Here is a 14,604-nt window from a genome sequence, read left to right as displayed (position 1 = left end):
GATTAAAACGAGTTGCGGATCATTTTCCGCAACTCGTTTTTTTTTAATGGGTATGTGCCTCGAGATATCTATAGATTTCGTAATCCAGAGCATGCTCCATCATCATATTCATGGTGACGACGGGCTTGCCGTCTTCCAGGCCGTTCATTGTGGTTTCCTTGAGCGTATCATAGTCGATTTCCGCTTTCCCAAGATAGTAGAAATCCTTTCCTTCGTCATCATCCTTTTTGACGAAGATATAGATCGGGAGCCCATTTTCCCGGTGATCATCCAAAATATTTCTGATCTCTTTAGAATCCAACCTGCGATTGCTCCGTGTAAACCATCTCAGCGTATGCTGATCGAGGAATTGATCCTCATATTTTATCGTCTCTTCGATTTCATCATCTTTATGGTAAGTGATGAAGATGGGGCACGTCCCATGCTTATATTTATAACCGTACATGGTGGACGCTTCATCCTTGACCCAGTTCAGCAGACGGCAAACGTCCTTCCGGCCATATTTACTGTTCAATGAGAGTTCTTCTGACTGATCATAATTCTCCGAGCCGAGCAGTGCCAACTGGAGGACATCTTCAACCTGACCCTTCATGATGTCGTCTTCCAACATTTCGGAAAATTCAGGGGTGAGTGAAAGTGTTCCATCATCAACATCCACAAGCGGATAGCGGTATTTGTCCTGTTCCTGCTTTTTGAAGAATCGGTGGGTCAACACGCCCATGATCGACGCCATCGTCTGGTCTGTCATGTGGTAGCCTTCCTTCACCATCTTCAGTTGGAATTCCCGTACATTGACCGGACCTTGCATCGCTTCAAATATCAACAGTGTTTCCTGGACACGTTTGCCTGCAGACATTTCCTGGGAAATGAACGTCAGTATACGATGATGGCTATCGGGCATTGTAACGTCGACCTCTTTTATCTTCTGAAGGAATTCGATGTAGTGATTGAATTTGCTGAAGATGATGAGCGGCTCCATCGTATCCTTGTCCCTTTTGAAGTCTACCAGGCTTGGGCGGTGGCCGAGCTTATTTTTCAAATAGACATACATCTCGCGCATGAACTTCTGGGAATTCAAGGTGGAGGTGTTGATCGATTTATAAATTTTCTCTTTGGCAATCTTTTCGAAATTTATTGTTGAAACCCCGGATATCATATTGCGTGTATTGATCGATTTTCTAAGCCGGTCTTTGTCGTAGGATTTATCACCGGTAAGTGCAATGGGAATCATGTAATTGTTCTTATAGTTCCCGATGAAATCTATAACAGTCAGATAATCCTTATTTTCATGCTTCCTGAGTCCACGTCCAAGTTGTTGGACGAATATGATGCTGGACTGTGTCTGCCTCAGCATGACAACCTGGTTGATCGAGGGGATGTCGACCCCTTCGTTGAATATATCGACGGTGATGATATAGTCCAGCTGGTTGGTCTCGAGTCTTCGGACAGCTTCCCGCCGTTGTTCTTGCGAATTCTTCCCGGTGAGGGGGACGGTCCTGTAGCCACGTGCATTCAGCATGCCGCTCATTTCAGCAGCCTCCCGTCTGTTGGAGACGAACATGAGCCCCCGGCGCTCTTCTCCGGATTGGCCGTAGTATTCGATTTTTTCTGTGATGTGATCGATGCGTTCGCTATTTACCAGTTTGGAAAGTGGCGAAGTTTCATCGATTACGATCCCGTCCTGTTCAAAGTCCGTGACGCCGAAGTAGTGGAATGGTGAGAGTATCTCCTCTTCCAGCGCCCGCTGCAGCCTGATTTCATAGGCGATGTTATAGTCGAATAAAGAGAATATATCCATATCATCGGTTCTCTCGGGAGTGGCGGTCATTCCCAGGAGGAAAGCAGGTCGCAGGTAATCGATGATCTTCTTGTATGTTGCAGCACCGGAGCGATGTGCTTCATCGATGATGATGTAGTCAAAGTCACTTGGGTCGAATTGTTTCAGATTCTGCTCCTTTGAAAGCGTCTGTACTGTTGCGAAAAGATATTTGGCATCGGTATCCTTCTGGTTTCCACTATAGACGCCGAAAGCGGAAGATGGTTCATCGATCAGGGAAGAGAAATCCTTCCTGGATTTATCCAGTATCTGCTCGCGATGGGCGAGGAACAGCATCCTTTTCGGCTTGTACTGTTTTACATCAAAAGCTGAAAGGTAGGTCTTCCCTGTCCCCGTCGCTGATATGACCAGCCCTTTGTTTTTATCCGCGGCCCGCAGGTTCCTAAGCTGTATCAGGGCTTCCTGTTGCATCAGATTCGGTTCGATCCTGTCTTTGGTGATGGCTTTATATTCATATTTGGATTGGTCTTCAATGATCTGGATGATCTTCCGGCGTTCTGGCTCTTCTTCATATTCGGCCTCGTACTTTTCAATCCATATTTCATCCACAGGGGCGGCCTCTGCCCAAAGCGTTTCGAAATTCTCATTGAAATGGTTGATGACTTCGCCGTTTTCCAGGCTGGTGAGTTTCAGGTTATACTCATAGTTTTTCTTGAGAGCGGTATCAGTCAGGTTGGAGCTGCCGATGAACATCGCACTGTATTTCCTATTATTGAATATGTAGCCTTTCGCATGGAAACCTTCCTGGTCTGTCACTTTCACATCGACATTCTCCAGCTTCATGAGTTCCCTGAAGACTTTGGGCTTGTTGAAGTTCAAATAGGTGGAAGTCACTATCCGTCCCCTGACATTCCTCTTTCCAAGTTCGTACAACGTTGATTTCAAGGTGGCAAGGCCGCCTTCAGTGATGAAAGCGACAGAGATGATGAAGGAATCGCATATTTCCATTTCATCGAGGATCGGGGACAGGATATTTTCTTCATTGGAATTGATGATCAGTTTGGGAGGGTGGTGTGAAACCTTGTTGGTGTTTCTGTCCAAAAACCCTCTTTCATACGCATTCAAAAGATTGTCCGGATTCACTTGCATCTAAACCCCACTTTCTAAAGGATGATTACATCAATTATAAGTAAAGGGAATACCATTTTAAAGATCCGGCTGCATATTTATGGAAAGAGGGGCATCCGGATGGACGGTATGGTAAAATGTGACTAACAGGATAAGAGGTGGGCAGATATGGGCATATTAGAATTTCTGGTCGCTACAATTCCGGTCGTGATGGTTTTTTCCATACCGCTGTATGCAATCAGCCGTACGTTTAATCAGAAGGACAAGAAGCTTGAACTACGGGAGCTTGAAGAGAAAAAAGAATTGGAGCGATTGAAACAGGAGAACTATATCCTGGAGAACAAACAGATGCAGATAGAACTGGATAAGTTGAAAAAGGAGCGGGAAGAACGTGCACTTTCAGATTCCAAAAAGGATCGTTGGCTGATTGAAGAAACCCGCAAAGAGGAACGTTTCTGAACAAGAAACTCCCTCCGGGACTTTTGTCCGGAGGGAGTTTTTGCGTTCGTATTATGCTCTGCTTCCGCCCATCGCTTTCATGATGAACGACACAATCAGAATCAGGATGATTGCACCGATCAATCCGCCGATGATGCTTACACCGCCGAGTGTAGGTCCGAAGCTGAGTCCGAGTGCGTTTGCAATGGCTGCACCGACGAGTCCTGCGATAATGTTGCCGATGATGCCGAACGGTACATCTTTACCTAGAATAAGACCTGCGAGCCAACCGATGATACCGCCTACGATCAACGTTATAATCCAACCCATTATCAATTCCTCCTTAATTAATAAAGAATGAATACTTATGAACTTCTGTTCTAGTAAATAAGTTCCCCCTTATGCAGAGGGTTAAACTAAAAAAGGGGAAATTTATATGCCGGGTGCATTGGAATTTTGCTCTTTGTTGAACCTGTTCATCATGATGAGGAACAGGATGAGCGACAGTGTGACGCTGAACGCGCTGGTGAAATAGATGGTGCTGTAGCCGAATGCTTCTGCAACGAATCCATATGTCATGGCGCCGAAACCGACGCCGAGGTCGAAGGCGGAGAAGTATGTGGCGTTTGCCATGCCGCGCCTGTTGTTTTCTGAACGGTTGACGGCCCACGCCTGCAGCGCGGGCTGCACGCACCCGAAGCCGAATCCGTAGAGTGCGGCTGCAATGAACAGGTATGCAGGGTTCGGCAGGAAGCCGAGCATGATCATGGCGACGATGATGGACAGTGACCCCGGCACGAAGACGACGGCGATGCCGCGCCTGTCATAGAGCCTGCCGGCAAAGAGTCTTGAGAGCATGAGGAATGCTGCATAGATCACGAAGTAGAACTGGATGTACTGTGAATCGAACCCTTTTTGGAACGTGTACACGGGGAGGAATGTGGCGATGCCTCCGAATGTGACGGTGATGAAGAACAGGAGGGATGCCGCCGGCAGTGCCCGTTTTTCAACAATGTCGAAACGCGGGACATATGTGTCTTTGGTCTTCGGATCCTGTTCCGGTTTCTCCCCTTTTTTGTATCTGATGTTAAGTGCGAGCATGAGTGCGGTGAAACCGAGTATGCCGCAGATTGAAAAAAGCATCGTGAATGATATATGATCTGTCAAAAAGAGTCCGAGGGCCGGACCGAAGGCGAGCGCGATATTACCGCTCAAACCGTAGTATCCCAGCCCCTCTCCGCGACGTTCTTTCGGCACCAGGTCCGTTGCGATCGTACCGGAGGATGTGCTGGAAAGCCCCCAGCCGGCGCCCTGCATGATACGGACCAGCAGCAGGATGGCAATCGTGTAACTGGCCGCCAGCGAGAACATGGAGATGACGAAGATGACGAGGCCGGTCAGGAAGACGGGCGCCCGTCCTTTCGTATCGAGCATCTTGCCCGCCGTCGGACGGATGAGGAGCGCAGAGAATGTGAATATGCCGACGACGATGCCGATCCAGCGGTCGCTTGCACCGATTTCCTGGACGAACAAAGGCAGGGTCGGAAGCGTCATCTGAAACGCGGCAAAGATGAAGAAATTGGCGATGACGATGAGGGTGAAGTCCTTTGTCCATATTTTCTGTTTTGTTTCTGACATTAAATTTCAACCTTCTTCTTAAGATTTTATATATTCCGGAATATTTTATTTCGATTTCCGAAAAGGTACTGTCATCTATTGTACAATACAGTAAATATTTTTTCATCCATCATAGGACTGAGAGGAGCATGTTTTTGCAAGATGCGATTCTGTGGTAAAATGTAGAAAATAAAATGCAGAGGGAAATCGTGAAACAATGAATATTCTCATGATAGACAACCATGACTCGTTTACATATAATCTGGTCCACTATATGGAGGACAGCGCCAGTGATATTGAAGTGATTGTCACAAAACCGGAGGCGCTCTACGGCGGCATGATGGAGGAACTGGATATTTCAGGGATTGTCATTTCGCCGGGCCCCTCCCATCCGTCGGACAGGCCGGAAGTGATTGATTTCATAAATGATGCATGGGGCACTGTGCCGATTTTGGGAATATGCCTCGGCCATCAGATGCTCTGGCACATGGCGGGCGGGACTGTCGGACGCGGCGCGCGTCCCATCCACGGACATGTATCGGCCGCCATTCATGACGGCGGATGGATGTTCGGGGATATTCCCTCACCGTTCAATGTGGCGCGCTATCATTCACTGGTGGCGGAGGGCGAAGTCCCGCCGGGCTTTGAAGTTTCCGCCTGGACCGGGGACGGTGTGGTGATGGCCATCCGCCATAAGGAACATGATATTGCCGGACTCCAGTATCATCCGGAAGCGATCCTGTCCGAGCATGGCAAAAAGCAGCTGGAGTCATTCATCAGGACGGTAATGGAAGGTGGACACCATGTACGTACACACGAAATTCAAAAGAAATGATATGGTCGAGGATCTTTATTTCCACAGTCCGTTGGAAGTGATGACGCCTGAGCGGTATACATACGAAGCGGCGCTGCGCCGGGCTGCGGAATATTCGGCGGAAGGCAGATATGTGGTTCCCGCACTGTCCTATGAAGCAGAATCCGGTGACTTCATCATCGGGGTCTTTGACAAACCGGCGGACAGGGCCGGGTTTCTTGAACGGTATGCGGGCACGGGCTTCTACCGGATGGGGGAGGCCGGCTTCCTTGAGAGCCGGGATTCTTTCATGGAGAGCGTGGAGAAGATCCGGCAATATATAAGGGACGGCCATACATATCAGGTGAACTATACGACCCGTCTCGGCGGTGATTTTGAAGGCGATCCGCACGGATTGTTCCAGCAGCTCACCGCAGGTGACAACGGAGACTATGCAATGTTCATCGCGTGGGAGGGGAAGGCGATCGTCAGCTGTTCCCCGGAACTGTTCTTTGAAGTGGACGAAGACCGTTGCATAAGGACACGTCCGATGAAGGGGACTTCGAAGCGGCACAGCGACCCGGTGACTGATGAGGAAAGTTTCCGGTTTCTGAAGACGTCCGGAAAGGACCGGGCGGAGAATGTGATGATCGTGGATCTTCTGAGGAATGATCTGTCCAAAGTCGCCAAAAGGGGGACGGTGTCGGTGCCGCATCTGTTCACGATCGAAAAGTATGACACGGTCTATCAGATGACTTCAACGGTTGAAGCGAAACTTATGGATGAAGCGGGGCTGCCTGAAATTATGAAAGCTTTGTTCCCGTGCGGCTCCATTACCGGTGCGCCCAAGGCGATCACAATGGACATCATCGAAGAGCTGGAAAGCACACCGAGGGGATTCTACTGCGGCACGCTCGGAATCATGTTCCCGGGAGGCGCATCGGTGTTCAACGTGCCGATCCGGACGCTCTATATAGAAGACGGCCACTTCACATACGGCGCCGGCGGGGGCATTACATATGATTCCAATCCCGCGGCGGAGTACGGGGAGATGGTCGCGAAAACAAGGTTTCTCGCAGGCGGCATCTACCGTCTGATTGAAACCATGCGCCTCCGTGATGGCATAGTAAGGCGCTTTGACCTCCATGAATCGCGCATCAGGGATTCCGCCGCTGCGCTGTCGTGGCAGGTGCCCGATCTCAAAAAAGCAGCCTTCTCCCATTTGGAAGAGAATGGACTGGCAGCGGGGGATTTCAAACTGCGTGCCGAGGCGGACAGTACCGGCAGGGTGTCGCTCAGCCATGCGCCGCTTGAAGAAATGGAGGCGGTGCAAGCGAAAATTGCGGACGCGCCAATCATTGCACCTGCTGAATTCCTCCGCCATAAGACGACGGTGCGTCATCACTATCACAGTGCGGACGATGAATTCCCCATCGTTTTGTATTATAATGAAAATCACCGTATCACAGAATTCAATATCGGCAGCCTGGTCGTGGAGGAAGCGGGGAGTTTCCATACGCCGCCGCTGTCCGAGGGACTGCTCGGCGGTGTGATGCGCCGCTCTTTGATGGACCGAGGGGTGATTTCGGAACGCAGCTATACAAAGGAAGAACTTGTCGCCAAATATACAGCCGGGGCTGTACAGATATATATGATCAACAGTCTGAGGGAATGGGTTAAAATCAGTTTGGATGTTTCGGGGTGAAACCATGATAACTATACTATTAATATTGCTCGTCATCGCCATCGTGCTGTTCACGCATTTTGTGGTGACATATCTCATTGAGAACGACGTCAAGATTGTGGGCGTATTGTTCGCATTTGTCGGTGTCATCGCCGCTATTGTCGTCATGCAGTTCATAATCAGCGGCATGGCGGAGTTCGTTGCAGGGGAACTCGCGATATTCTACAGGGATAACTAGCTGTAAATAGGAGGAAGAAAGATGATTTTTGCAAATGGAGACTGCTACATCACGTACCAGCAGGAAGGGTCCATCAGCGATTCTGAAAGGGCGAGGATTGCGGATGGATTCCTAAAGGGAACGCATGAATACTTAAAGGAACTGCAGACGACAAAACACACGCTCACGTTCCTTTATTCGCCGGTCAAAGTGATGGAGGCGCACAATACAATCGAGCCGTGTGACCTGGTGATAGAGGAAGTCAGGGCATTCCTTGGCAGAATGGAGGTGGCGGCATGAGCATCATAGTACAGGACAGCGGGCTGCTCACGATTCTGCAGACTCTGGACCCGGAACCGTCCGCCAAAGGCAACGAATATAACGGCGCGTGCGACCGTCTGGCGCACCAGCTGGCAAACCAGCTGGTCGGCAACGACAAGGCGGCACCGACTGTGGAAATGACACACCAGCATTCAGTCATTAAATTCACGGAACCGACGGTCATCGCCTTCAGCGGCGCCGGGTTCAAAGGGAAGTCCGGCGACCGCGAAATATACCTCAACCGCATCTATCTTTTCGACCGCGGGGATGAACTGGAATTCATCCCGCAGAAAAAAGGCAACCGCATCTATCTTGCCGTGGCGGGCGGATTGAAGACCGAAGGTTCGAACGTCATGAAATCCGGTGACGAAATCATCATGTGCCGCGACTATACGGCACATCACGATGAACTGTTCAACATGATGAAGCGGCGGAGCGAGGTGAACTGGGGCGTCGATACCTACGCGCTCGTCGAAGTCTATCTTTCGGATGTCTATCATATTGTCAGGCGTCCCGATGTGCCGGATGAAATATATGAGAAGCTTGAGAGCGGAGAGTACACGGTGAGGAATGAAAAGAACAGGGTGGCGCTCTATGTGGACGGCCCTGAAATCGCGCTTCAGGATATCGGCATTGAACACGCCGGCGTCAAGGGCGGTGTGCATATCGCGGACAGCCAGCCGGTGCTTGCGCTGAATGATTTCAACAAAGTGACGACGGCACCGCAGGTCGGCACGATCCCTTCCTACCATCTGCACAAGCTCTCACAAAAGAGCACGGGTTCTAAAATCCAGTTCAAAGTCATCGATGCAGCAGATGCACATGCCAATCTGTACGCCCACCACCTGTGGGTGAAGAGCCTGTTCAAGGCGATAGACTACAAACTGTCAAAAGAGCTTGTCAAAGAAAAAATGTAGAATGAAACTTCGTCCGGAACAGGAATGTTCCGGGCTTTTTTCATTGGCGCAACAAAAATTTCATACTGAAAAATGATCGCGGGAACAACAAAATACTCCGGAAATAATGTATAATTATATATCAGTAAAAACGAATGCCGGCATCGGCCGGTATATGGTGGGAATGGTTTTGACATGAGAAATATTCTAAAACAGTATTTTGGATTCGATACATTCAGACCGAGACAGGAAGAGATCATCGGCTCGGTGCTGGCCGGCAACAATACGCTTGGTATACTGCCGACGGGGTCGGGGAAATCAATCTGTTTCCAGGTGCCGGGGCTGAAACACACAGGGCTCACACTGGTGATCTCCCCGCTGATTTCCCTGATGCGGGACCAGGTGGAATCATTGAACAGCCAGGGCATTCCTGCTGCCTACCTGAACTCCACACTGAAAAAGAAGGAAATAGATTCACTGATGACAAACCTTGAACGCGGAGACTACCAGTTCCTCTACGTTGCCCCTGAGCGCTTCAACAGCGAAGCGTTCAGGAATCTGATCATGCGTCTTGATGTGCCGCTCGTGGCATTTGATGAAGCGCATTGCATCTCCAAATGGGGGCATGATTTCAGGCCGAGCTATCAGAGCATCATACCGGTACTGAAAAAGCTTCTCCCGGAGGCAGTGACCATCGGCTTGACTGCCACCGCGACACTTGAAGTCCAGGAAAATATCCAGGAACTTCTCGGGATCGACACGGACAATGTCTTCACCACCAGTGTGGCGCGGGAGAACCTGCACCTCAGTGTGAACAGGACGTATCAGAGGGAACAGTTCATCCTGTCCTATATAGAGGACCATCCCGGCGAGGCCGGAATCATCTATGCAGCCACGCGGGCGGAAGTGGAGAAGATTTCTTTGTTCCTCGCGGACAACGGTGTGGATAACGTCATATATCACGGCGGGCTCGGCAAAGAGGAGCGCAACGCCAACCAGCGCGAGTTCGTATCGGGCGGCAGAAGGATTGCCGTTGCAACCAACGCTTTCGGCATGGGGATCGACAAGCCGGATATCCGCTTCATCATCCACCATAACCTGCCGGGGGATGTCGAAAGCTATTATCAGGAAATCGGCCGTGCCGGACGGGATGGCAGAGTGAGCGAATGCATCCTCCTGTCCAGCCCGCGTGACGTCAACCTCCACCAGTTCTTCATCGACCGCTCCAGTTCATCCGACCAGTACAAGGATCATATGCGGGCAAAACTCGACAGGATGATCCAGTACAACCGGACATCGAAATGCCTGAGCAGCTTCATCACGAAATATTTCGATCCGGACGAATATGTGGAGGAATGCCTCACCTGCTCCAACTGCAGGGATGAAGGCCGTGATTATGATATGACGCCCGAGGGGGCCGAGGTGACGAAACTCATCAAAGAGTGCACGCTGCCGCTGACCCGCGAGCAGACGATCCAGATATTAAGGGGCGAGATGAGTGAGAACGTCACTTCCCACAGCCTTGAGGAACTGGCGTCCTTCGGCAATATGGAAAGCTATCTGACAGGGGAGATCAGCCATGTGCTTGATGAACTGATATTGCGGGGCTATCTCCATATAGAGGAGGAGCATCTCTATACCGTCCAAAAAAGCGAAGCGGTGCTCGGCGGAGATGCCCGACTCATGACAGTGCCGTTCAGGAAGCACTTCAATGAGAAAGTGGATATCAGCACAGCCTCCTCCCCGAATGAACTGCTGTTCGGCAAGCTTGCAGATACAAGGGAGCGGCTTGCGGATAAATACGGGGTGTCCCAGGAGGATATCTTTACGGATGCAACCCTCCGGGAATTTGCCAAAAAGATGCCCCGGAGCAAACAGGACATGGTGAACATCCAGGGTGTCGGCAACTATAAGCTGAAGCATTACTGTCCGCACTTCCTTGAAACGATCGAAGCGCACAGGGAAGGGATCTTTGTGACTGAATGAAGCCGTAAAAATAAGCCGGTCCAATTCCTTGGGCCGGCTTGCCTGTTTGCGGCATCATATTCTGCCCGGTCTGTTCTTCATGTACATATAGTAGCTTGCGGCAAAAATGATGATGTAGCCGATGACTGACAACGTGTCCGGAATATCCCCGAAGACGACGATGCTGAAAACGGCTGTGAACAGTATTGTCGAATAGAAGAAGATGGATATCTCCCTGGCGGGTGCGAAACTGTAGGCGATTGTGAGCCCGAACTGGCCGACGGCCGCAAATACGCCGGAGAGGATCAGCGCCCAGAACTGCATGGTGGTCATGGGCTCGTACTGCCAGATGAAAAACGGCAGCAGGACGGCGCATGAGAAGAATGAGAAATAGAATACTGTCGTATAGAACTTCTCACGGCTGCCCAGGACGCGGAGCACCGTATATGCCCCGGCTGCAAACAGAGCGCCCAGAATACCGATCAGTCCGTACACCGTATCGCTCGACATCGACGGCTTGATGATGAAGAGGGCGCCGGCAAAGGCGATGATGATGGAGATCACCTGGTAGCGGCGTACATATTCCTTTAGAAATATTGCGCAGAGGATGATTGTGAAGAAGGGACTGAGTTTGTTAAGTATGTCGGCATCACTGAGGACCATCCTGTCGATGACGAAGAAGTTGAGCACGACACCGATGACGCCGAAAGTCGAACGGGTGATGAGAAGGAGCTGGTTCTCCTTATGCCCGAAAAACTTCTCCCTGTAGTAGATGACAAAGCCGAGTGCCATCAGCATGGACACGATGTTCCTGAAAAACACCTTCTGGACGGTGGGCAGATCGCCGCTGTATTTGACGAAAACCGCCATCAGGCTGAAACCGAGAGAGGAAATGACCAGGGCTATGATCCCCTTGACTGTGCTGTTCATTAAAAGCGGCCTCCAATTGAAAATATAAAATTTCATACTTTATCACATAAAGAATTTTACCAAAAATATTTTTAAAAATCATGGATACAGGCTAACATATGAGTGGAGGGACTTCGGACCATTTTATGTGAATATGGACTCATGAAATTACAAATCTTTCCTTTGCCTAAACATATAATGTATGGCATCATAGAAGATGCGAAACAGCACATATGGTGTTTAAATTTACAACAAAACACAAGATATAGTGTTTATCACCCCGATTATATGTGTATTTATAAAATGAAGGCAAAAGATCTAATCGAACGCGCGTTCGTTTATTTTATTTTGGCCAGTATGATGGAAGGGGGGATGGCATGATAATCGCATTCTATTCCATGACGGGGAACGTGCGGCGGTTCATCAAAAATTCAAAGGCCGGCGAACACTTCGGAACATACGAAATCCGCGCCGCGAACAAAGATGAGCCGGTGGACGAACCGTTCATCCTGGTGACGAGCACCTACGGCTACGGTGGCGTGCCGGCGGAAGTCAAATCCTTCCTCCGTGTCAACCACCGGAGGATGGTGGCGGTGGCATCAAGCGGAAACCGCAACTGGGGCGCTCATTATGCCATGGCCGGAGAGCATGTCAGCAATGAGTACAGTGTGCCGCTCCTGATGAAATTCGAGCTGCATGGTACTCCCGGAGAAAGAGAAGAATTCATTGAAAAGGCAGGGGCTATACATGAAAGTATTAGACGAGAAGAAATACAATCACATTGAGCTGAATAACGAAGTCACGAAACGCGACGAGACCGGATTCTACCAATTGGACAAGGATCAGGAAGCACTTCAGGTATTCAAAGAGGAAGTGAAGGACAAGTCGATCCATTTCGGAAGCGAGCTTGAGCGTCTCCATTACCTCGTGGACAATGACTTCTACTATGACCTGTTCGAAGAGTATTCCGAGGACGCTGTGATGGAAATCGTTGAATATGCAGAGTCCATCCCCTTCGAATTCAAAAGCTATATGGCTGCAAGCAAATTCTTCAAGGACTATACGCTTAAGACGAACGACAAAAAGCAGTATCTTGAAGACTACAAGCAGCATGTGGTCATCGTGAGCCTGTATCTGTCAAAAGGGAACGTGGAACAGGCGAAACGGCTCATCCTCTCAATGCTTGAACAGCGCTACCAGCCGGCGACACCGACATTCCTGAACGCAGGACGTGCACGCCGCGGAGAGATGGTTTCATGCTTCCTGCTTGAAGTGGATGACAGCCTGAACTCCATCAACTACATCGACTCCACTGCAAAACAGCTGTCCAAGATCGGCGGCGGCGTCGCAATCAACCTGTCAAAACTGCGCGCCCGCGGTGAAGCGATCAAAGGCATCGAAGGTGTGGCCAAAGGCGTACTGCCTGTTGCCAAGGCGCTTGAAGGCGGCTTCGGCTATGCCGACCAGCTCGGCCAGAGACCGGGAGCGGGTGCTGTCTACCTGAACATCTTCCATTACGATCTGCCGGAATTCCTGGACACTAAAAAGGTGAATGCGGATGAAGACATCCGCCTGGCAACGATTTCCACAGGCCTTGTCGTCCCGTCCAAGTTCTTCGACCTGGCGAAAAACGATGAACCATTCTACCTGTTCGCACCGCACACAGTGGAACGCGAATACGGCCAGACGCTCGATGACATGAATCTGGATGAGATGTATGACGAGCTCGTGGCCAACGACAAAGTGAAAAAGCGCAAGTTCGATGCGCGTGAAATGCTGAACACGATCGCGCAGACACAGCTGCAGTCCGGCTATCCTTACATCATGTTCAAGGACAATGCCAACAAGGTGCATCCTCTGAAGGAAGTCGGCCAGATCAAGATCAGCAACCTGTGCACTGAAATCTTCCAGCTGCAGGAAACATCCACGATCAATGACTACGGCACGGACGATGAAATCCGCCGTGACATTTCCTGCAACCTGGGATCGCTCAACATTGCGAACGTAATGGAGTCCGGCAAAGTGCGCGAATCCGTCCATGAAGGCATCGAAGCGCTGACGGTGGTCAGCGATGATACGGCCATTGCGAATGCGCCGGGTGTCAAAAAGGCGAACGATGAGCTGCACTCGGTCGGTCTCGGGGCGATGAACCTGCACGGCTACCTGGCCAAGAACAAGATCAACTATGAATCCCGTGAGGCGCGCGACTTTGCCAACGTATTCTTCATGCTGCTCAACTACTACTCGCTCGAGAAATCCATGATGATCGCCAAAGAACGCGGCCGGACATTCAAGGATTTCGAACGATCCGACTATGCAACAGGTGAATACTTTAAAAAGTATACGGCTCAGGCTGTGGAACCGGAATCGGATAAAGTGGCTGCTCTGTTCTCGGATATCCACATCCCGACGACGGAAGACTGGAAGGCGCTCTCAGAAGAGGTGAAGGCACACGGTCTCTTCCACGCGTACCGTCTGGCAATCGCGCCGACGCAGAGCATATCCTATGTACAGAACGCGACAAGCTCCGTCATGCCGATCGTCGATATGATCGAACGCAGGACTTACGGCAACTCGGAAACATTCTACCCGATGCCGTTCCTGTCCCCGGAGACGATGTGGTACTACAAGAGTGCATTCAACACGGACCAGATGAGACTCATCGACATGATCGCAACAATCCAGCAGCATGTGGATCAGGGCATCAGTACGATCCTGTACGTGAACTCTGAAATCTCCACAAGGGAACTTGCGAGACTCTATATCTACGCACACCATAAAGGGCTGAAATCCCTGTATTACACAAGGAACAAACTGCTCAGCGTGGAAGAGTGCACAAGCTGCTCCGTATAATCTAAA

General features: G+C 50.2%; 13 protein-coding genes. 9 read left to right on the top strand and 4 right to left on the bottom strand.

The window, feature by feature from the left end:
* Positions 1-43: 43 nt before the first annotated feature.
* Positions 44-2,926 (bottom strand): DUF3427 domain-containing protein, encoded by a 2,883-nt coding sequence (locus WN59_RS07230; RefSeq protein ID WP_046515039.1) that lies wholly within the window; start codon positions 2,924-2,926, stop codon positions 44-46.
* Positions 2,927-3,073: 147 nt separating this feature from the next.
* On the opposite strand from WN59_RS07230, the gene WN59_RS07225 reads away from it, so the two are divergent.
* The gene (locus WN59_RS07225; RefSeq protein WP_046515035.1) at positions 3,074-3,364 is read left to right on the top strand and encodes a hypothetical protein; all 291 of its coding nucleotides are present in this window, start codon (positions 3,074-3,076) and stop codon (positions 3,362-3,364) included.
* 51 nt (positions 3,365-3,415) lie between these two features.
* Here WN59_RS07225 and WN59_RS07220 read toward each other — a convergent pair whose 3' ends face one another.
* Complete coding sequence (locus tag WN59_RS07220; RefSeq protein ID WP_046515031.1) at positions 3,416-3,673, bottom strand: GlsB/YeaQ/YmgE family stress response membrane protein; 258 nt, start codon at positions 3,671-3,673, stop codon at positions 3,416-3,418.
* Positions 3,674-3,775: 102 nt separating this feature from the next.
* A complete protein-coding gene (locus WN59_RS07215; RefSeq protein ID WP_046515028.1) occupies positions 3,776-4,981 on the bottom strand; it encodes an MFS transporter in 1,206 nt (401 codons plus the stop codon).
* 196 nt (positions 4,982-5,177) lie between these two features.
* Between WN59_RS07215 and WN59_RS07210 the strand changes: the two genes are divergently transcribed.
* The 6 genes from WN59_RS07210 (at position 5,178) to recQ (ending at position 10,857) form a co-directional block, all read left to right on the top strand.
* Positions 5,178-5,795, top strand: coding sequence for an anthranilate synthase component II (locus tag WN59_RS07210; protein WP_046515025.1), 618 nt, complete (start codon positions 5,178-5,180; stop codon positions 5,793-5,795).
* Positions 5,764-7,458 carry an aminodeoxychorismate synthase component I gene (gene pabB, locus WN59_RS07205; RefSeq protein WP_052747336.1) on the top strand — a complete coding sequence of 565 codons (1,695 nt, stop codon included), beginning with the start codon at positions 5,764-5,766 and terminating at the stop codon, positions 7,456-7,458. Before WN59_RS07210 ends, pabB begins: the two co-directional genes overlap by 32 nt.
* Positions 7,459-7,462: 4 nt before the next feature.
* A complete protein-coding gene (locus WN59_RS07200) occupies positions 7,463-7,675 on the top strand; it encodes a hypothetical protein (RefSeq protein WP_046515022.1) in 213 nt (70 codons plus the stop codon).
* 21 nt (positions 7,676-7,696) lie between these two features.
* Positions 7,697-7,954, top strand: a complete 258-nt coding sequence (locus WN59_RS07195; RefSeq protein WP_046515019.1) for a hypothetical protein — start codon at positions 7,697-7,699, stop codon at positions 7,952-7,954.
* Positions 7,951-8,892, top strand: a complete 942-nt coding sequence (locus WN59_RS07190) for a 5-oxoprolinase subunit C family protein (RefSeq protein ID WP_046515016.1) — start codon at positions 7,951-7,953, stop codon at positions 8,890-8,892. The genes WN59_RS07195 and WN59_RS07190 overlap by 4 nt, the downstream gene beginning before the upstream one ends.
* Before the next feature lie 174 nt (positions 8,893-9,066).
* Positions 9,067-10,857 (top strand): DNA helicase RecQ, encoded by a 1,791-nt coding sequence (recQ, locus tag WN59_RS07185; protein WP_046515011.1) that lies wholly within the window; start codon positions 9,067-9,069, stop codon positions 10,855-10,857.
* A 54-nt stretch (positions 10,858-10,911) separates the two neighbouring features.
* Here recQ and WN59_RS07180 read toward each other — a convergent pair whose 3' ends face one another.
* Complete coding sequence (locus WN59_RS07180; protein ID WP_046515007.1) at positions 10,912-11,766, bottom strand: DMT family transporter; 855 nt, start codon at positions 11,764-11,766, stop codon at positions 10,912-10,914.
* 356 nt (positions 11,767-12,122) lie between these two features.
* Here WN59_RS07180 and nrdI point away from each other — a divergent pair, with 356 nt between their 5' ends.
* Positions 12,123-12,530 carry a class Ib ribonucleoside-diphosphate reductase assembly flavoprotein NrdI gene (nrdI, locus tag WN59_RS07170; protein ID WP_046515000.1) on the top strand — a complete coding sequence of 136 codons (408 nt, stop codon included), beginning with the start codon at positions 12,123-12,125 and terminating at the stop codon, positions 12,528-12,530.
* On the top strand, positions 12,493-14,598 hold the full coding sequence (gene nrdE, locus WN59_RS07165) for a class 1b ribonucleoside-diphosphate reductase subunit alpha (RefSeq protein WP_046514997.1): 2,106 nt from the start codon (positions 12,493-12,495) through the stop codon (positions 14,596-14,598). Before nrdI ends, nrdE begins: the two co-directional genes overlap by 38 nt.
* The last annotated feature ends 6 nt before the right edge of the window (positions 14,599-14,604 follow it).

It is taken from the genome of Salinicoccus sediminis (genome assembly GCF_000986795.1).
In the GTDB taxonomy this organism is placed as follows: domain Bacteria; phylum Bacillota; class Bacilli; order Staphylococcales; family Salinicoccaceae; genus Salinicoccus; species Salinicoccus sediminis.
This window is presented reverse-complemented; position numbering and strand designations above follow the sequence as displayed.

Coding starts and splice junctions, on each gene's coding strand:
- nrdI (WP_046515000.1), top strand. CDS start 12,123: ATGATAATCGCATTCTATTCCATGACGGGGAACGTGCGGCGGTTCATC.
- WN59_RS07180 (WP_046515007.1), bottom strand. CDS start 11,766: ATGAACAGCACAGTCAAGGGGATCATAGCCCTGGTCATTTCCTCTCTC.
- nrdE (WP_046514997.1), top strand. CDS start 12,493: ATGAAAGTATTAGACGAGAAGAAATACAATCACATTGAGCTGAATAAC.
- WN59_RS07220 (WP_046515031.1), bottom strand. CDS start 3,673: ATGGGTTGGATTATAACGTTGATCGTAGGCGGTATCATCGGTTGGCTC.
- pabB (WP_052747336.1), top strand. CDS start 5,764: ATGTACGTACACACGAAATTCAAAAGAAATGATATGGTCGAGGATCTT.
- WN59_RS07230 (WP_046515039.1), bottom strand. CDS start 2,926: ATGCAAGTGAATCCGGACAATCTTTTGAATGCGTATGAAAGAGGGTTT.
- WN59_RS07225 (WP_046515035.1), top strand. CDS start 3,074: ATGGGCATATTAGAATTTCTGGTCGCTACAATTCCGGTCGTGATGGTT.
- WN59_RS07215 (WP_046515028.1), bottom strand. CDS start 4,981: ATGTCAGAAACAAAACAGAAAATATGGACAAAGGACTTCACCCTCATC.
- WN59_RS07190 (WP_046515016.1), top strand. CDS start 7,951: ATGAGCATCATAGTACAGGACAGCGGGCTGCTCACGATTCTGCAGACT.
- WN59_RS07200 (WP_046515022.1), top strand. CDS start 7,463: ATGATAACTATACTATTAATATTGCTCGTCATCGCCATCGTGCTGTTC.
- WN59_RS07210 (WP_046515025.1), top strand. CDS start 5,178: ATGAATATTCTCATGATAGACAACCATGACTCGTTTACATATAATCTG.
- recQ (WP_046515011.1), top strand. CDS start 9,067: ATGAGAAATATTCTAAAACAGTATTTTGGATTCGATACATTCAGACCG.
- WN59_RS07195 (WP_046515019.1), top strand. CDS start 7,697: ATGATTTTTGCAAATGGAGACTGCTACATCACGTACCAGCAGGAAGGG.